This window comes from Tropicibacter sp. S64 (assembly GCF_049803835.1).
Taxonomy (GTDB): Bacteria; Pseudomonadota; Alphaproteobacteria; order Rhodobacterales; family Rhodobacteraceae; genus Pacificoceanicola.
On record NZ_JBNAGK010000010.1, the window covers coordinates 210,846 to 226,492 of the forward strand.

Annotated in this window: 20 protein-coding genes; 5 read left to right on the plus strand and 15 right to left on the minus strand. The window is 66.5% G+C overall.

Translation table 11 applies throughout. The features are described 5' to 3' along the window. Positions 1-45: 45 nt before the first annotated feature. From pgeF to lgt, 3 genes are read right to left on the minus strand one after another with little or no spacing between them, the layout of a single operon-like run. Positions 46-801 (minus strand): peptidoglycan editing factor PgeF, encoded by a 756-nt coding sequence (gene pgeF, locus ACP159_RS16940; protein ID WP_425100917.1) that lies wholly within the window; start codon positions 799-801, stop codon positions 46-48. Continuing rightward, positions 798-1,862, minus strand: a complete 1,065-nt coding sequence (locus ACP159_RS16945; RefSeq protein ID WP_425100918.1) for a class I SAM-dependent methyltransferase — start codon at positions 1,860-1,862, stop codon at positions 798-800. Before ACP159_RS16945 ends, pgeF begins: the two co-directional genes overlap by 4 nt. Next, positions 1,859-2,758, minus strand: coding sequence for a prolipoprotein diacylglyceryl transferase (gene lgt / locus ACP159_RS16950; protein WP_425100919.1), 900 nt, complete (start codon positions 2,756-2,758; stop codon positions 1,859-1,861). The genes ACP159_RS16945 and lgt overlap by 4 nt, the downstream gene beginning before the upstream one ends. A gap of 94 nt (positions 2,759-2,852) precedes the next feature. Between lgt and ACP159_RS16955 the strand changes: the two genes are divergently transcribed. Beyond that, positions 2,853-3,092, plus strand: a complete 240-nt coding sequence (locus tag ACP159_RS16955; RefSeq protein ID WP_425100920.1) for an accessory factor UbiK family protein — start codon at positions 2,853-2,855, stop codon at positions 3,090-3,092. A 131-nt stretch (positions 3,093-3,223) separates the two neighbouring features. Beyond that, complete coding sequence (xylB, locus tag ACP159_RS16960) at positions 3,224-4,675, plus strand: xylulokinase (protein ID WP_425100921.1); 1,452 nt, start codon at positions 3,224-3,226, stop codon at positions 4,673-4,675. On the opposite strand, the gene glp is transcribed toward xylB, so the two are convergent. From glp to ACP159_RS16985, 5 genes are all read right to left on the minus strand, one after another. Next, complete coding sequence (gene glp, locus ACP159_RS16965; protein ID WP_425100922.1) at positions 4,672-6,759, minus strand: gephyrin-like molybdotransferase Glp; 2,088 nt, start codon at positions 6,757-6,759, stop codon at positions 4,672-4,674. The two genes, xylB and glp, sit on opposite strands and share 4 nt — an antisense overlap. After that, positions 6,756-7,247 (minus strand): molybdopterin-guanine dinucleotide biosynthesis protein B, encoded by a 492-nt coding sequence (mobB, locus tag ACP159_RS16970; RefSeq protein ID WP_425100923.1) that lies wholly within the window; start codon positions 7,245-7,247, stop codon positions 6,756-6,758. Before mobB ends, glp begins: the two co-directional genes overlap by 4 nt. Continuing rightward, complete coding sequence (gene mobA, locus ACP159_RS16975; protein ID WP_425100924.1) at positions 7,244-7,870, minus strand: molybdenum cofactor guanylyltransferase MobA; 627 nt, start codon at positions 7,868-7,870, stop codon at positions 7,244-7,246. The genes mobB and mobA overlap by 4 nt, the downstream gene beginning before the upstream one ends. After that, a complete protein-coding gene (locus ACP159_RS16980) occupies positions 7,867-8,283 on the minus strand; it encodes a hypothetical protein (protein WP_425100925.1) in 417 nt (138 codons plus the stop codon). Before ACP159_RS16980 ends, mobA begins: the two co-directional genes overlap by 4 nt. Positions 8,284-8,359: 76 nt before the next feature. Next, on the minus strand, positions 8,360-9,232 hold the full coding sequence (locus ACP159_RS16985; RefSeq protein ID WP_425100926.1) for a formate dehydrogenase accessory sulfurtransferase FdhD: 873 nt from the start codon (positions 9,230-9,232) through the stop codon (positions 8,360-8,362). 51 nt (positions 9,233-9,283) lie between these two features. Here ACP159_RS16985 and ACP159_RS16990 point away from each other — a divergent pair, with 51 nt between their 5' ends. Next, positions 9,284-9,985, plus strand: a complete 702-nt coding sequence (locus ACP159_RS16990) for an AzlC family ABC transporter permease (RefSeq protein ID WP_425100927.1) — start codon at positions 9,284-9,286, stop codon at positions 9,983-9,985. Continuing rightward, positions 9,982-10,308, plus strand: a complete 327-nt coding sequence (locus ACP159_RS16995) for an AzlD domain-containing protein (RefSeq protein WP_425100928.1) — start codon at positions 9,982-9,984, stop codon at positions 10,306-10,308. The genes ACP159_RS16990 and ACP159_RS16995 overlap by 4 nt, the downstream gene beginning before the upstream one ends. Here ACP159_RS16995 and ACP159_RS17000 read toward each other — a convergent pair. The 7 genes from ACP159_RS17000 to ACP159_RS17030 form a co-directional block, all read right to left on the minus strand. After that, positions 10,293-10,940 carry a hypothetical protein gene (locus tag ACP159_RS17000; protein WP_425100929.1) on the minus strand — a complete coding sequence of 216 codons (648 nt, stop codon included), beginning with the start codon at positions 10,938-10,940 and terminating at the stop codon, positions 10,293-10,295. The genes ACP159_RS16995 and ACP159_RS17000 overlap by 16 nt on opposite strands. Positions 10,941-11,001: 61 nt before the next feature. Continuing rightward, positions 11,002-11,136 carry an aa3-type cytochrome c oxidase subunit IV gene (locus ACP159_RS17005; protein ID WP_425100930.1) on the minus strand — a complete coding sequence of 45 codons (135 nt, stop codon included), beginning with the start codon at positions 11,134-11,136 and terminating at the stop codon, positions 11,002-11,004. Positions 11,137-11,224: 88 nt separating this feature from the next. Continuing rightward, positions 11,225-11,674 carry a DUF6173 family protein gene (locus ACP159_RS17010; RefSeq protein WP_425100931.1) on the minus strand — a complete coding sequence of 150 codons (450 nt, stop codon included), beginning with the start codon at positions 11,672-11,674 and terminating at the stop codon, positions 11,225-11,227. Positions 11,675-11,683: 9 nt separating this feature from the next. Beyond that, positions 11,684-12,685, minus strand: a complete 1,002-nt coding sequence (locus tag ACP159_RS17015; protein WP_425100932.1) for a hypothetical protein — start codon at positions 12,683-12,685, stop codon at positions 11,684-11,686. Between the two features lie 10 nt (positions 12,686-12,695). After that, positions 12,696-13,166, minus strand: coding sequence for a transcription elongation factor GreA (gene greA / locus ACP159_RS17020; RefSeq protein WP_425100933.1), 471 nt, complete (start codon positions 13,164-13,166; stop codon positions 12,696-12,698). Between the two features lie 133 nt (positions 13,167-13,299). Next, a complete protein-coding gene (locus ACP159_RS17025; RefSeq protein ID WP_425100934.1) occupies positions 13,300-13,473 on the minus strand; it encodes a hypothetical protein in 174 nt (57 codons plus the stop codon). Next, positions 13,470-14,249: a DUF6502 family protein gene (locus ACP159_RS17030; RefSeq protein WP_425100935.1), complete on the minus strand. Its 780-nt coding sequence runs from the start codon at positions 14,247-14,249 to the stop codon at positions 13,470-13,472. Before ACP159_RS17030 ends, ACP159_RS17025 begins: the two co-directional genes overlap by 4 nt. 60 nt (positions 14,250-14,309) lie before the next feature. On the opposite strand from ACP159_RS17030, the gene ACP159_RS17035 reads away from it, so the two are divergent. Further along, entirely contained in the window at positions 14,310-15,536 is a 1,227-nt protein-coding gene (locus ACP159_RS17035; RefSeq protein ID WP_425100936.1) for a vWA domain-containing protein, read from the plus strand. Positions 15,537-15,647 lie beyond the last annotated feature (111 nt).

Here is a 15,647-nt window from a genome sequence, read left to right on the forward strand (position 1 = left end):
AATTGCAGGGCTTTGGGGTGTATTGTTTCCGGTGGCCCGCGCCGGTCAGAGCCGGATCACAGAGATCAGACGCCCGTAGTCCGCTTCCTTGGCGTGGGTGGCGCGACGGTAGCTGTAGAAACGCTCGGCGTCGTAGTAAGTGCAGTGCCGCGTCCATTCGGCCTGCACCCCGGCCTCGCGCAGCTTGTGCAGCCCGTAGGCGGGTAGGTCGAAATGCGCCCGGCCGCTCTCGCCTCCGGCAAAGAAGCGGGCATTGGCCGGGTCCTCGGCGAGGAAGGTGTCGAGGAACTCCGGACCGACCTCGTAGGCACGCTGCGAAATGCAGGGGCCGATGACGGCATGAATGCTTGCGCGTGCCGCGCCGAGATCGACCATGGCGTCGACGGTCGCTTCCAGAACCCCGTCCCGTGCGCCGCGCCAGCCCGCATGAGCCGCGCCGATCACGCTGTTCTCGCTGTCGGCGAACAGCACGGGTTGGCAATCGGCGGTAAGGATCGCGAGGGCCAGACCGGGCTGGTCGGTGACCAGTGCGTCGGCCTTGGGGCGCGGGTCGGGCAGGTCGCCGGCGACGGTCACCACGTCCGGGGAATGCACCTGGTGCACCGTCAGCAGGGCCTCCGGCTCGACCTCCATGGCCTGCGCGACGCGGGCGCGGTTGATCGCGACGATCTCCGACTGGTCCGAGGACCCGGGACCGCAGTTCAGCCCCGAGAAGATGCCCGAAGACGCGCCGCCCCGGCGGGTGAAGAAGCCGTGACGGAAGGGCGCGAGCCCGTCGGCGGTGATGATTTCGAGCGTCATGTGTCCAGTCCGGGCGGCGGTGAAGCGCCCTCCGGGAAGAGCGCGAGAATCTTGAACAGCGAACCCATTTCGGAAGGGTGCGTCAACCGCCGATGTGCAGTGATGTGGGATTGCAGCGCCGCGCCGCTGAGGTTTCCCGCAAGTGCCTGGGCACGCCGGACGATGCCGAGCCGTTCGAGGAAGACGCCCTGCGGTGTCAACCGGCTGTGACGCGCGGGCGCGGCGGCGCAGGCGATGGCCTCGAAATCGACATGGGCGGTCAGGTCGGCCTGCCCGGGGTGGGCGAAAGGGTCGGCGGGAGCGTGGTTTTCCAGCGCCTGCAGCGTGTCGCCCTTGGAGCGCCAGTCGCCGTAGTCGATGAGCAGCGCGGCCCCGCCGAAACGCGCGATCCGGGCGCCGAGGGTGGCGGCAATGCCCTGCGCCGGGGCGCAGGTTTCGACGATGTCGCCGTCCCGCGTGTCTTCGAGCCGGTGTCGCACAACGTCTTGCGGGGCGGTATCGGTCAGGCCGGGGGCAAGGCGGCCTTCCGCAAGCCCGACAACGCACTCGCGCCAGCCATTTCCGTGCCGGGTGAACTGGCGGATCGGCAGGGCGTCGAAGAACTCGTTGGCGATGAGGAAAAGCGGCGCGTCGGGCAGGGTGTCCACCGTATCGTGCCAGTGCGCATGATGATCGGACAGGCGCTTTGCCTGTTCCTTGCGCAGGGTCGGGGAGGCTTCGACCAGGTGGATCTCCGCCGCATCCTGGAAGCCGGGCACGGCGCGGGTTGCCCGGAGGACGTCGGCCATGAGCGTGCCGCGCCCGGGGCCCAGCTCGGCGAGGGTGAAGGGGTCAGGCGCACCCTGATCGAGCCAGCCTTGCGCGAGGCAGAGGCCGAGCAGTTCGCCGAACATCTGGGAGATTTCCGGCGCGGTGGTGAAATCCCCGGCCGCGCCGAGGGGGTCGCGGGTGGTGTAGTAGCCATGATCCGGGTGCATCAGGCAAGCGGTCATGTAATCCGCCAGCGTCAATGGGCCGGTGGCGGCGATCTGGCGTTTCAGGACTTCGGCGAGCGCCGTCATGGAAAGGCCGCCGAACGGCGCTTGCGCACGGTGGCAATGAAGGCCATCCCGCCGAGGATCATCGGCAGCGTCAGGATCTGACCCATGGTCAGGCCATAGCCGCCGGCATGGAAGGCGAGGCCGAGCGGGTTGCCCTCGGAGACGAACTGCGCATCCGGTTGCCGCACGAATTCCACGAGGAAGCGGGAGAGACCATAGCCTGTGAAGAAGACGGCGGCAGTCAGGCCCGGTGTCTTGAGCGAGCCGCGCAGGACAAGGACGAGAAGGACGAGGCCGAGGACAAGCCCTTCGAGCGTTGCTTCGTAGAGCTGCGACGGGTGGCGGGCACAGATTTCTCCGGCCAGCTGTCCGCAGGCCTGCGCCGCCTCGCCGGGGAACGCAACGCCCCAGGGAAGATCGGTTGGGCGGCCCCAGAGTTCGGCGTTGACGAAGTTGGCCAGACGCCCCAGCAGCAGCCCGACCGGCGTGCCGATCGCGGCGATGTCGGCGGTGGAGGCCAGCGGCACCCGCTGCTTGCGGCAGAACCAAAGGACAGCGGTCATCACGCCGAGAAGCCCGCCATGGAAGGACATACCGCCGGTCCAGACCATCGGGATTTCCAGCGGATGGGAGAGGTAATAGGCGGGTTGATAAAACAGGACATAGCCCAGACGCCCGCCGAGGATGATGCCGAGGATGACGGCGGTCAGCAGGTCCTCGACCTGATTTTCCGTCATCGGGGCGACGTCCCCGGCCCAGAGCTTCGGGCGGCGCACGGCGGCCAGCGCCAGCCGCCAGCCGATCAGGATGCCCGCGATATAGGCCAGCGCGTACCAGCGCAGGGCGAAGGTCATGCCGAAGAGCGTGACGCTGAACAGTTCGGGCGAGAGGTTCGGGAAGGGGATGTAATCCGTCATGCGTCCTGATGTCTCCGGGCGGGGCGGGAAGTCAACCTTGTGACCGACGCCTTTGGAGACCATATAGAAGCGACATGCAACGCCGGAGTTTCCCATGCAGACGCGCAACAAGGTTTTCGAAGACATCTCGCAGCTGATGACCAACGCCATGGGCGTGGCGCAGGGCGCACGGACCGAGGCGGAGAACGCGATGAAGGGGATGCTGGACCGCTGGCTCGCCGATCGCGACTTCGTAACCCGCGAGGAGTTCGACGCGGTGCGCGCGATGGCACAGAAGGCCCGCGAGGAGAACGAGGCACTGAAGGCCCGGCTCGACGCGTTCGAGAAGAAGTAAGGAAGCCGGCAGGGCGCCGCTCGTGGCTGCGCCCCTCGCCCCGCCCACCGGCCCGTGGGCGGCTGCCTCTTGCGTTAGCGCCATCATTGCTGTTTGAAAAGGGATGAGACGGCGATTGGGAGGCGACGGCGATGTATCTCGGACTGGACCTTGGAACCTCTGGACTGCGGGTCCTGCTCGTGGATGCTTCCGGTACGCCGGTTGTCTCCGAAGCGGAAAGCTACGAGGCGAAGCATCCGAAGGCGGGCTGGAGCGAACAGGACCCTGCGGAATGGACGAAGGCGCTCGACCTGGCGATGGCGCGGATCAAGGCCTCGCACGGCGCGCAACTTGCGCAGGTGAAGGGCATCGGTGTCTCCGGCCACATGCATGGCGCGACGCTGCTCGATGCGGGAGGCACGGTCCTGCGTCCCTGCATCCTCTGGAACGACACGCGCAGCTTTGAGGAAGCCGCCCTGCTCGACGACACGCCGGGCGTGCGCGACCTGTCCGGCAACATCGTCTTCCCCGGCTTCACCGCGCCGAAACTGCTCTGGGTGCAAAAGCACGAGCCTGAGATTTTTGCCAAGGTGGCGAAGGTTCTGCTGCCTGCCGCGTACATGAACTTCCACCTGACCGGCGAGACCTTTGCCGACATGAGCGACAGTGCCGGAACGGCCTGGCTCGATGCCGGGCGCCGGGCGTGGTCGGACGATCTGCTGCAAGGCGGGGCGATGACCGAGGCGCAGATGCCGCGGCTCGTGGAGGGCTGCGAGGTTGGCGGGACGCTGAAGAAGGCGCTTGCCGAAGCTTGGGGCATAAAGGGCGAGGTCATCGTCGTGGGCGGCGCGGGCGACAACGCGGCGGCCGCCTGTGGTGTTGGCGCGATGAAGGACGGGCAGGGTTTTGTCTCGCTCGGCACCTCCGGCGTGCTGCTGACCGGGCGCGACGGATATGCTCCCTTACCCGCCTCCGCGGTGCATACCTTCTGCCACGCTGTGCCGGGGCAGTGGTATCAGATGGGGGTGATCCTCGCTGCGACGGACAGCCTGAACTGGCTCTCGCGCGTCACCGGGTCGAAGCCTGCGGAGCTGTCGAAGGAGCTTGGCAGCAGCATTCAAGGCCCGGAGCGGCTGCGCTTCCTGCCCTATCTCTCGGGCGAGCGCACGCCGCACAACGACAGCCATATCCGGGGCGCTTTCCTCAATCTGAGCGTCGAACATGACCGCAAGGCGATGACGCAGGCGGTGATGGAGGGGGTGAGTTTTGCGCTGCGCGACTGTGCCGAGGCCATCGGCCAGACCGGAGCGACGCTTGGCGGTCTCTTGGCTATCGGCGGCGGCGCGGCGTCGCGCTTCTGGCTGGAGACGATTGCCACGGTGCTGAACCTGCCGCTGGACCTGCCTGAAGCCGGGGATTTCGGCGCAGCGCTGGGCGCGGCGCGGCTCGCCATGGTTGGCGCGGGCGGAGGCTCCGTCGAAGAGATCATGACAAGGCCGAGCGTGGCGGGGACGGTGGAGCCGAAGACTGCGCTGGTGGCGGCCTACGAAGACGCTTATCAGGCCTACAAGGCCAGCTATCCGGCGCTCAAGTCCTTGGGCTAAAGCCCGAAACTGCCATATGGGATGAAGCGGACCGGGTCGCCCGGTCCGATCTCCCGTGCGCCATCGTCCAGTTCGACGAGACCGTCGCCCCAGCTCAACCCGGAGATGCGGCCGGAGCCTTCGGACTTGAAGACTTCCGCCTTGCCGTCCCTGACCCTTGCCCGCAGATACTCGCGCCGTCCCGGCTTTTTGCGCTTGGAAAAGGCGGCGGGGACGTCGAAGCCCTGCGGCTGGCTCCAGCCGGTTCCGGCCAACAAGCCCATGGCGGGGCGGGCGAAGATGAGCGTGCAGACGAAGGCGGCGACGGGGTTTCCGGGCAGGCCGAAGACCGGCTTGCCTTGCCAGAGACCGAGCGCAAGCGGACGTCCGGGTTTCAAGGCAATGCGCCATTCCTGCATGGCGCCGGCTTGGCGGAGCAAGGCCGAGACGTGATCCTCGTCGCCTGCGGAAGCGCCGCCGGAGGTGAGGATGAGGTCGGCCTTTTGAGATGCCGCGTCGAGAGTTCGGGCCAACGTCGCCCGGTCGTCCGGCACGCGGCCCATGTCGATGGCCTCGAAGCCGAAGCGGGCCATCATGGCCAGCAGCATGGGGCGGTTCGCGTCGAAGATCTGGCCGGGGGCGGCTTGGGTGCCCGGCTCGATCACCTCGTCGCCGGTGGACAGCACAGCGACCTTGAGTTTTTCCCGGACGGTCAGGGTCGAGAGGCCAACAGAGGCGGCCAAAGCAAGGTCTGCCGGGGTCAGGAGACGCCCGGCTTGCAGGGCAACCGCGCCCTGCGCCATGTCCTCGCCAGCCTTGCGGGTGTTTGCACCGGGCTTGAGGCCGCCGCGAAAGGCGACTTGACCCCCTGAAACGGTGCAATCCTCGTCGAGCACAACGGTATCGACGCCTTCGGGGAGGGCCGCACCGGTGAGCACGCGCAGGGCTTGTCCGGGCGGCACGGAGCCGTCGAAAGGGACGCCAGCGGCGGAGCGGCCTTCGGTCAGGGGGAGGATGACGTCGCCCTCTGCGATACTGGCAAAGGCAAAGCCGTAGCCATCCACGGCGGTGTTTGGCAGCGGCGGGTTGGCGCGCTGTGCAATCGCATCCTCCGCCAGCACCCGGCCCATGGCGTCCCGAAGCGGCACGGTCTCGCTGCCGGTGACGCAGGTCAGGCGCTCCTCGAGCATGGCCAGGGCTTCGTCCACCGGGGTCCAGTCGACACCGGGCGGCAGGGCGAAGCAGTCGTTGCGCAGGGGCGGCGGTTTGAGGCTCACGGCGTCCAGCAAGTCCTTTTCGAAGCCCAGCCCGAGGATCCATCCCTCGACGGGCGCTGTCACCTCCAACATGGCAGCGAGGCGGGCGGGTGCAAGGGCGGAAAGAGCATTCGCCAGCAGCGAGACCTGCACCGCGTCGCGGATGTCACCTCGGCCGGTGGCGGCGCGGACGACCGGGTTGATGAGGCCGGGCCAGATTTCGACGAAGGCAATCGGAGTGGTGAGGGCCTCGAAAGGCCAGACGGAGATATGTCCGGCGAACCGCCGGCGCAGGCGTTCGAGAACCGGCAGGCCCATGAGCACCTGCGAGCCGACCGCCCCGGCGCCGGACAGTTGCCAGCAGGGAAAGCTGCCCTTCGCTTTTGTCTCGCAAAGGCGGTGATCCGGGAAGGGGTTGGCATAACCCTGTTTGGTTCGTGGCAGGTGGGGGATGTCCCGTTTCAGGCCGTTGCCCCAGAAAGGGCCGTTGCCGGGGAAGCGGGCATTGAAGGACGCGGCGAGATCAAAGCGATTGTTGGCTTTCGGGGCGTCCTGAACCTGTGGCTCCAGCCATGACCAGAGGGCAAGCGGATCGTCGCTGCCGGTCATCGCCTGTGCAAAACCGGCGGGGTAGGCGAATGGGAAATCGAAGCCGATCAGCAGGCGCTCGCCAGCCTGCAAGGCGGCATCCATGCGCTCGGCGAGCCAGCCCTCGGCGACCGTGCGATTGCGGCAATACACCGGCTCTTGCCCGGTCTCACCGATCCAGATCGCATCCTTCTTCGGTGTCGGCCCGGCATCGTTTCCACCGGACCAGTCGACCATGACGACCCGGTCCCAGCCGGTCAAAGACCCACGTCCGCGAGGATGAAATCGGCAATCGCCTGCGTATCATTCAGGTCGAAGACCGGCCGGTCGAGGTCGAGCGGCACGTCGGCGCAGACGGCGCGGACGGTCGGATCATCCGTGGCGATCAAAGGATTGCCGGTTTCGGCGCGGAAGGCCTCCACCTTGGGATGCGTGTCCCGTTTGTACCCTTCCACGAGAACCAGATCGACCGGGGCGAGGCGGGCGAGCAGGCTCTCCAGCGTGGCCTCCTCCGCGCCCCGCAACTCGATCATGTGGGCCACGCGGTTGCGCGAGGACAGGATCACCTCCGACGCGCCCGCGACCCGGTGCCGGTGCGAATCCTTGCCCGGATGGTCCACGTCGAAGCTGTGGTGCGCATGCTTGACGGTGCTGACGGTGAAGCCGCGCCCGGTGATCTCGGTCACGAGACGTTCCATCAGGCCGGTCTTGCCCGCGTTTTTCCAGCCGGTCACGCCGTACAGTCTCATAGGAGGTCCTCTGCCCGGGCGAGGTCCTCGGGCGTGTTCACGTTGAAGAAGGGATCGAAGCCATCCGCGGGAAAAAGACACTCGCGGCCGCCGTGCTTCTCGGTCCAGAGAACGACCTTTTTCAGGCCGTAAGTGAGTGCGGTGCGCAGGTCGTCCCGCAGGGCGACAGGCCAGAGGCCGAAGGTCGGGTGGCGGATGAGGCCGGATTTCGACTTTGATTTCGTCTGCGCCTCACCCTTCGTGGCGGCGAGGACGAGGGGGAAGGACTGCCCTTCGGACGCCAGAAGCAGCCGCGGGACAAGGTCGCAGGGGAAGAAAGGCGTGTCGGCGGCGACCGTGACGATGCTCTCGGCGCCTTTGGTGGCGGCCCAGTCGAGACCGGCCAGGACACCGGCGAGCGGGCCGGGGAAGCCCGCGATGCTGTCGGGGATGACGGGAAGCGCGGTGTCGAACCGGCTGGCATCACCATTGGCGTTCAGCGCCATCCCGGCCACCTGCGGTCCGAGCCGATCCGTCACCCGGTCCAGCAAGGTCTGGCCGCCGAGCGTCAGCAACGCCTTGTCTCCGCCACCCATCCGCGTGGCCAGGCCCCCGGCCAGGATCACCCCGAGCGGTTGCTTCACGTCTTGCGCCTTCCGTGCTTGTAGGCCGTGGGCATCAGCGCGGCCATGGGCTGAAAGGCCATGCCGTCGCCGTCGGGCACTGCCACGAGCGCATGCGGCGCGTAGTCGAGCATCAGCTCGCGGCAGGGACCGCAGGGCGGGATGACCTCGCCGCGCCGGTTCACCGCGCCGCAGAAGACCACCGGATCGTCCGGGTCGGTTGCCATGGCCATGCCGATGGCGACAGGTTCGGCGCAGACGGAGGCGCGGGGCAGGGTGCTGTCGAGGTTCAGGCCAATGTACTGTGCGCCCGAGGCGGTCAGCACGACGGAGGCGACGGAATGCCAGTCGCCACGTTGGCGGTCCCTGATGAAGTCCTGCGCGGCGGCGATGGCCTCGCGCATCCGGTTTTCCATGGTGATTTCGTCCTTCATGCCGATGCCCTCGAGTCGCGACCAAATTTCCCCAGGGAAATTTGCAAAAATCTCTTAAGATTTTTTCGCGCCCGGGTCATTCCGCAGCCTTCCGTCCGGAGCGTTTCGATTCCTCCGGGATGCTGTCCGGGTCCACGTCCCAGTCCAGCCGCTCCGCCCCGCTGAGGCAGACGAAGCGTTTGCCGCGCATCCGCCCGATGCAGGTGAGGCCGACCTGCCGGGCGATTTCCACGCCCCAAGCGGTGAAACCGGAGCGGGAGGCGAGCACCGGGATGCCCATCAGCGCGGTTTTGATGACCATCTCCGAGGTCAGCCGCCCGGTGGTGTAGAGGATCTTGTCCTCGGCGGGCACGCCGTTCAGCATCATCCAGCCGGCGATCTTGTCCACCGCGTTGTGCCGTCCGACGTCTTCCATATAGACCAAGGGTTTGTCGCCCTGGCAGAGCACCGTGCCATGGATCGCCCCGGCTTCGAGATAAAGCGAGGGCGTCGTGTTGATCTGGTGTGCCAACGTGTAAAGCCAGGAGGTCTTCACCGGAACGGCAGGCAGCGTCAGCCCCACCAGCCCTTCCATCATGTCGCCAAAGACCGTTCCCACGGCACAGCCGCTGGTGCGGGTCTTTTTCTTCACCTTCTCCTCGTAGGTGGTCTGCGAGGCGGTGCGGACGACGACAACCTCCAGTTCCTCGTCATAGTCGATGCCAGTGATCTCCTCCCCGTCCGCGAGCATCCCCTGGTTGCGCAGGAACCCGACAGCGAGGAACTCGGGGTAATCCCCGATGGTCATGGCCGTAACCACTTCCTGCGCGTTGAGGTAGATCGTCAGGGGTCGTTCCTCGACCACCGAAATGTCCGTCCGCGCGCCGGTGTGGTCGATGCCGGACACGGTGCGCGTCAGGCGGGGTGCCGTCGGGTCAGGGGCGATGATGTAGTCGTCGGGCAATTGCATCCGGCCTTTGATGTCGTGTACGGGCGAAGGGAACACCCCGGAGGTCCAGTGATGGCGCAGAGCCAAGTGATGTCAAGCTATTGGCGCGGTTTGCGCGATGCGACCCCGTTTCTGCTGGTGGTCATCCCCTTTGCCATCCTCTTCGGCGTCATCGCCACGGAGGCCGGGCTGACGGTGTTCGAAACGCTCAGCTTCTCCGTCGTGGTCATTGCGGGCGCGGCGCAGTTCACCGCAATCCAGCTGATGACCGACAATGCGCCGACCATCGTCGTGCTGGTTTCGGCGCTGGCGGTGAACCTGCGCATGGCGATGTACTCGGCCTCCATCACGCCGCACCTCGGGCCGCTGCCGTTCTGGAAGCGGGCGATCGTCGGGTACTTCCTCGTCGACCAGACCTATGCCGCGTCCATGCTGGAGTTCGAGCGGCAGCCGCAGATGAGCCTGGTCGAGAAATTCGGCTACTTCCTCGGCGTCGCGACGCCGGTCTGCATCCCGTGGTACTTCGCGACACTCGCCGGCGCGTACATGGGCAACATCATCCCGTCGAACCTCGGTCTCGACATGGTGCTGCCGATTGCTTTCCTCGCCATGCTCGGCCCGGCCCTGCGCACCCGGGCGCACATCCTCGCGGCGTTTGCGGCGACGGGGCTGGCGCTGGCCTTTGTCTGGGTGCCCTACAACCTCGGGCTCATCCTCGCCGGAATCGGCGGCATGATGGTCGGAGCGGAAGCGGAGCGGAGGGCGGCACAATGATCGACAAGTCGCACCTGTGGATCGTGATTTTCGTCATGGGCCTCGGCTCGTTCGGCCTGCGGTTTGTCTTTCTCGGGATTGTCGGCGACCGCGCGATGCCGGAATGGCTGCTGCGGCACCTGCGTTATACCGCTGTTGCGATCATGCCGGCGTTGGTCGCGCCGCTGGTGCTCTGGCCCGCGGCGACCGGGGGCGAGCCCGATCCGCTGCGCCTTGCCGCGGCGGGTATCGCCCTTGCGGCGGCCTATGTCCGCAAGAGCGTGTATGCCGGGATGATCGCCGGGGCGCTGGTGATGGTGGCGGGCGCTTACTGGCCGGCCTGACCCTGGGCCCGGAGCGCCGCCTGCTCGGCTTCGAATTGCGCGATGGCGATGCCCTTGTCGTCCGCGTCGTTCTCGTAGAGCGCACGGTCGGTCACACCCGGGAAGCGGGCGAACTGATCGGCCAGCTTGTTGGGATACCATGTCGTGGAGATCGACTGGAAGCCGGGCAGCTTCTGCAGCAGCTCCGACGTCGAGGCAGCGCATCGGGCCTGCGCGACCGGGCCGGACTGCTGGGCGAGGCGCAGGGCCATTTCCGCGACCTCGGGCGAGACCTGGATGGTCTGGATGCGGACGTGATAGGTCTTGCGGGCGTGGGCGCGCTCGTAGAAGTCCTTGACCCGTGGCGTGATGCCGTAGAGTACGTCGCCGATCTCCGGCACTGCGCTCAGGCGCACCGAACCCGCCGGATCGAACACCACGCGCTGCGAAGCGTTGATCATCAGGCTGGTATGCGCGCCGGAGCCGGAGCGGTTGTTGATCATGGTGTAGAGCGTCAGGGACGGCGGGCCGTCGTGGCGATAGGCGGCCGCGGCCACCTGTTCCGGCGTCGAATCGACGCCGGAGGTGTTCTCGGCACAGCCAGCCAGCGACAGGGCGGCAAGCCCAGCCAGGATAATGGCGCGCAAACCCATGTGCACCCCCTCCGGTTCAGATGGATTGGACGGCGAGGCGACCGGCAGGCCGCCTGCGGCTTCAGGAGTTGAACACTGCCATGAAGATGACGAGGCAGAGAATCACGATCACCGTACGGATCACGAAGGTGATGAAGCCCTCGAAGGTCTTTTCCTGAACGGTGATGTCCATCGAACCGTGCTTGTGTTCAGCCATTTTTGCAGTCCTGTATTAGCGTTCGCAAACGCGTTTATCGTATTTCGTCAGCCCTGTCACGGCGGCAATCGGGCGCAAATGTCGCGGGTCAGGACGCGCCGAGTTCCTTCGCCAGCAGGAAGCCGATGCGGCGCGGCGCCTCCTGCTCGACCTCCTTGGGCATCGCCCGCAGGATCACCGACAGCTGGCTGACGTGCTGGATCAACTGCGTGCGCACCCCGGCTGCGTCTGAGCCGTAGAAGGTCACGATGTCCGGGTCGAAGTAGCCGAGTCCCTCGATCCGCAGCACACCCGCCTCCGCGCCGACGAACCCCATGGCGACCTCCTGATCGCCGTCGAGCTGTTTCTCGAAGGCCTGGATATAGAGCACCAGCCGCTCATAGGCCCATTCGGCAGGGCTTTTCTGCTCGACGGGTTTTTGCGTGACCGCCTCGGGCAGCGGCTCCGCGTTGGCGGTGCCTTCCGTGCGGACCTCGATCCGGCGCGGCAGGACCGAATCCTCATGCGCTTCGGCGGTGGTGGCGATGCGGTCATCCATGGGCATGGCTCAGTCGAAGGTCCCGGCAACCCGGCCCAGCAGCATGAAGGCGCGGGCGGAGCGTGTGCCGCCGAATTCGGTGATCTCGGCGTCGGAGGCGTTCGGCTCGAAGGCGGCGAAGCTCTTGTCGAAGCGGCGCAGGAAATGGTGCGCGGCATCGCGGAAGATCGGGTCCTGTTTCATCCGTCCGGCGGCCAGCGCCAGCGAGGAGCGGTCGCGCACGCCGCCCAGCGGCGCGATGGCGCGCCCTCGGGTGCCCTGCGCAAAGGTGCGCCAGACTTCGGGGCGGGCGAGATCGGGGCGCAGGTCGTCCATGTAGATGCCGTCCTGGCTGAGCAGCGTCAGGATGTCCTGCGCAGCCTGGATCAGGTGGGCCGCGTTGCGGTCCTTGAGGGCGCGGCGCAGGGCGGCGAAGCCCTCCTTGTCCTCGGCAGTCTCCGGGAAGTTCAGCGCACGTATGAAATCCTCGTTCGACAGCGGCGGCTGCAGCGCCTCCGCGGGCGTGCCGAGCGACAGCGCGGGCTGGTCGTCCGGTTCCTGCGCGGTCACCTGGGCGGCATGGCCGGTGTCTGCAAGCCGGGCGGATCCGACCATCGCCAGCGTGGCTTCGAGTTTCTTCTGTGCGGCGGCGATTTCGTCGAGTCGCTTGATCAGCGTCGGATGGGGCGGATCGTTCCGGCCTTTCTGGGCCTGGCTGACATAGGCCTGGCGGATCGCGTCGATGGCCGCCTGCAGGCGGGCACTCTCGGTTCGCATGACGCGGGCGGACCGGGCCGACAGCGCCGCGACCCAGATCAGGGCCACGGGCATGACGATGATCATGAAGGACAGCAGAAAGCGCAGGCCCGCGCCGTCCGAAACCGATCCGAACAGGAAATAGCCGCCGGACAGCAGCACCCAGATCACCGTCGCGGCCAGCGCGGCGATTTCCACGCTGGTCACCGGCTCGGCATCGCTGCGGTCATAGAGCCCCGGCGGGGTCGGTTTGGCTGTGCTTTTCTCGTCGGACATGGGCCGGAGGTCACTTGTACTCGATGGAAAGGATCTCGTAGCTCTTTTCGCCGCCGGGTGTGCGGACTTCGACGCTGTCGCCCTCGTCCTTGCCGATCAGGGCGCGGGCGATGGGCGATTTCACGTTGAGCAGGCCCTTCTCGATGTTGGCCTCGTGTTCTCCGACGATCTGCCAGACCTTTTCCTCGTCGGTGTCCTCGTCGACGACCGTCACGGTTGCGCCGAACTTCACCGAGCCGGAGAGGCTTTTCGGGTCGATGACTTCGCACAGCCCGAGGATGCCTTCGAGCTCCTGGATGCGGCCTTCGATGAAGCCCTGCTTTTCCCGTGCCGAATGGTACTCGGCGTTTTCCTTCAGGTCGCCCAGTTCGCGCGCCTCGGCAATCGCCTGGATGACGGCGGGGCGCTCTTCGGACTTGAGCTTTTTCAATTCGACTTCGAGCGCGGTGAAGCCCGCGCGGGTGATCAGTATCTTTTCCATGGGGTCGTTCCAGTCTCTTGTCGTGCTTCGGCCGACCAAGCCGTGCACCTTTGGCGTGTCTGTCTCAGAATGGCAATCGCAGCCGTCCAGTGCAACACCGCCGCGAAAAAGTCCAGTATTTGTGACGGCCGGGTCAGTTGACCGGATCGTCAGGCATGCAGCCTGTTCCGCCGATGCCGTCATCGGACGCGGGGCATGTCTCCGGCGCGGCGGCGGGCTCGTCCATGACAACCACCGGCTCGACCTGCGGTTCCGCGCAGGCGGTGAGCATCGTCAGAACGGCAAGCAGGGCCAGCGGCGCCCTCATGTGTGCCGCTCCGCGGTGTGGAACAGGTACGCGCCGGCACGCAGGCGGTGCGATCCGCCGGTCGGGCTCAAGTCCTTCATGGCTTTTGCCTTCTGGTTCAAGGTTTTGAGCAAGTCGGTCTGGCCTGCCCGGAAATCGGCTTCCAGCGAGTCTACCTGCTCTTGCGTCAAACCGCGATAGTGCAGGGCCCGTTCGAACAGCGGCTCTCCGCCGAGGACGTTGCGGGTGGCGGCGGCGAGGTGATCGCCGACGTTGTTGGCAAGGTATCCCAGCTGATCGTCGCTGCCGCCCGGGGGCAGGTAGGCTGTCTGCAAGAGGGTGACTTCGCTTTCATCGGCCGAAAGCGCCACGGTGCCGGCATCCAGAAGCGTGTCCAGCATGGCGCGCGGGTGCACGTCCTGCCGGATGGCGCGCGCAAGCGAGTCGAAGGAGGGTGCCTCGCCGGTGCGGGGCAGGGGGATTGCCTCCCCTTGCGCGGCATAGGCGGGATCGGTTTGCCAGAGCGAGACGAGGCGGGTCAGCGGGTGAACCTTGCCGGGTTTGGGTTCGAAGGAGCGCAGCCGGGCCACGTCGCGCCTATGCAATCCGGTCATCACCGACAGGCGGCTGTCGGTGATCTTCCCGTCGGCAAGGTCGGTGGCTGCGCGGACGTAGTGGCCCTTCAAACGTTCGGCCAGATCGGAGAACGGGACATTGCGGGCCACCATCAGGCGGGCAAGGGCGGCGAGGAGGGGATCGAGCAGGCTCAGCATGATGTGAAAAATGCACATTTTCATTGACGAAGGCAAGGCGATGTGAGAAATGTGCAAAAAGCACATTATCTGGGAGATTCGGTCATGCCGCTTCGTTCGTTCAAATTTACTGCCTCCTGTCTCGCCCTGTCCCTGGTTCTGGCCGCCTGTTCGGAGGCGCCGGTCGAGCCTGTGGTGATGATGGAACCCGTCGCCGACGCGGCATCGGAATCGGTGCCGTCGAGCCTTGGCGGAACGGGCGTGCGGGCCGGTGTCGTGACGGCTGGCGACATCGACGACACACGCAACCTCGCCAGCTTCCTGCGCTACCAGAAGAAGGCGGCCCGCGAGACGCGCCTTCCGACGGTTAACGCCACGCCTTTGGCGTTCCAGGTGGTCGATGCGGCAGGGAAACCGGCTCCAGGCGTGGCCTACACCCTGCGCCGCCCCGGCGGGGCGGAACCAGTGGTCAGCGGATATACGGGCGTCGACGGCTACGTGACCGTGTTCGGGGCGCGGCAAAACCGGATGGAACTGAGGCTGTTCTCGAAAGGCGAGGAGGTCGCGCGGGACACCGTCAGCGCGGGCAAGGCGCGCCAGACGGTTCAGGTGCCGGTGTCGTCCACATGGCAGCCTGAGTTCCTCGACCTCGTGTTCGTTTTCGACACCACGGGCAGCATGGGTGACGAGCTCAAATGGCTGACCACCGAGTTCCGGAGCATCGTCAGCGCGGCGAAACAGGCAGCGCCCGGGGTGAACATGCGCTTCGGCCTGATCGCCTATCGGGACCAAGGGGACGAGTATGTCACGCGGGATTTCGGGTTCACGAAGAGCGCGGGCACCATGCAAGGCTGGCTCTCCGGCCTGAACGCGGATGGCGGGGGCGATTACCCCGAAGCATCCGACCGGGCATTGGCAGCGGCGGCGCAGCTCGACTGGCGCAGGGGCAAGGGCGAGCGGATCGTCTTCCACGTCGCGGATGCGCCCGCCCATGACGACCGTGCGAAGGCTTACCTGAACGCGGCGGAGCACCTGGCGGGCAAGGGCGTGCAGATCTTCGGCCTCGGCGCGAGCGGCACCGGGACGGAGGCGGAATTCCTGATGCGGCAGGCGGCGCTGGTCAGCGAGGGGCGATATCTGTTCCTGACCGATGACAGCGGTGTCGGCCTGTCGCACGAGGAGCCGACGATCTCCTGTTACCGGGTGACGGCGCTAAAGGACCTGCTTGTCCGGGTTCTGCGCTCGGAACTGAGCGGCCTGCGACAGGAGGCGTCCAAAGGCGCGGTCATCCGCAGCGTCGGCAACTACCGGGCGGGCGTTTGCGCCGAATGATGGCGACCCCGGGGACAAAGGCGCAAAAAGCACCGGCAATAGGTCGCAGACGGGGTCCGTAACGCCGTGTCGTGATTGACCCTTGCTGCGCTGCCGCGCTAATCATGCGCG

Excerpts from the sequence above, each read along its gene's own strand:
- ACP159_RS17030 (WP_425100935.1), bottom strand. The coding sequence starts at position 14,249 with ATGAAAATGTGCATTTTTCACATCATGCTGAGCCTGCTCGATCCCCTC.
- greA (WP_425100933.1), bottom strand. The coding sequence starts at position 13,166 with ATGGAAAAGATACTGATCACCCGCGCGGGCTTCACCGCGCTCGAAGTC.
- ACP159_RS17035 (WP_425100936.1), top strand. The coding sequence starts at position 14,310 with ATGCCGCTTCGTTCGTTCAAATTTACTGCCTCCTGTCTCGCCCTGTCC.
- ACP159_RS16955 (WP_425100920.1), top strand. The coding sequence starts at position 2,853 with ATGCAGACGCGCAACAAGGTTTTCGAAGACATCTCGCAGCTGATGACC.
- ACP159_RS17010 (WP_425100931.1), bottom strand. The coding sequence starts at position 11,674 with ATGGATGACCGCATCGCCACCACCGCCGAAGCGCATGAGGATTCGGTC.
- xylB (WP_425100921.1), top strand. The coding sequence starts at position 3,224 with ATGTATCTCGGACTGGACCTTGGAACCTCTGGACTGCGGGTCCTGCTC.
- ACP159_RS17025 (WP_425100934.1), bottom strand. The coding sequence starts at position 13,473 with ATGAGGGCGCCGCTGGCCCTGCTTGCCGTTCTGACGATGCTCACCGCC.
- ACP159_RS16990 (WP_425100927.1), top strand. The coding sequence starts at position 9,284 with ATGGCGCAGAGCCAAGTGATGTCAAGCTATTGGCGCGGTTTGCGCGAT.
- ACP159_RS16945 (WP_425100918.1), bottom strand. The coding sequence starts at position 1,862 with ATGACGGCGCTCGCCGAAGTCCTGAAACGCCAGATCGCCGCCACCGGC.
- lgt (WP_425100919.1), bottom strand. The coding sequence starts at position 2,758 with ATGACGGATTACATCCCCTTCCCGAACCTCTCGCCCGAACTGTTCAGC.
- mobB (WP_425100923.1), bottom strand. The coding sequence starts at position 7,247 with ATGAGACTGTACGGCGTGACCGGCTGGAAAAACGCGGGCAAGACCGGC.
- ACP159_RS16980 (WP_425100925.1), bottom strand. The coding sequence starts at position 8,283 with ATGAAGGACGAAATCACCATGGAAAACCGGATGCGCGAGGCCATCGCC.
- pgeF (WP_425100917.1), bottom strand. The coding sequence starts at position 801 with ATGACGCTCGAAATCATCACCGCCGACGGGCTCGCGCCCTTCCGTCAC.
- ACP159_RS16985 (WP_425100926.1), bottom strand. The coding sequence starts at position 9,232 with ATGCAATTGCCCGACGACTACATCATCGCCCCTGACCCGACGGCACCC.
- ACP159_RS17015 (WP_425100932.1), bottom strand. The coding sequence starts at position 12,685 with ATGTCCGACGAGAAAAGCACAGCCAAACCGACCCCGCCGGGGCTCTAT.
- ACP159_RS17000 (WP_425100929.1), bottom strand. The coding sequence starts at position 10,940 with ATGGGTTTGCGCGCCATTATCCTGGCTGGGCTTGCCGCCCTGTCGCTG.
- ACP159_RS17005 (WP_425100930.1), bottom strand. The coding sequence starts at position 11,136 with ATGGCTGAACACAAGCACGGTTCGATGGACATCACCGTTCAGGAAAAG.
- ACP159_RS16995 (WP_425100928.1), top strand. The coding sequence starts at position 9,982 with ATGATCGACAAGTCGCACCTGTGGATCGTGATTTTCGTCATGGGCCTC.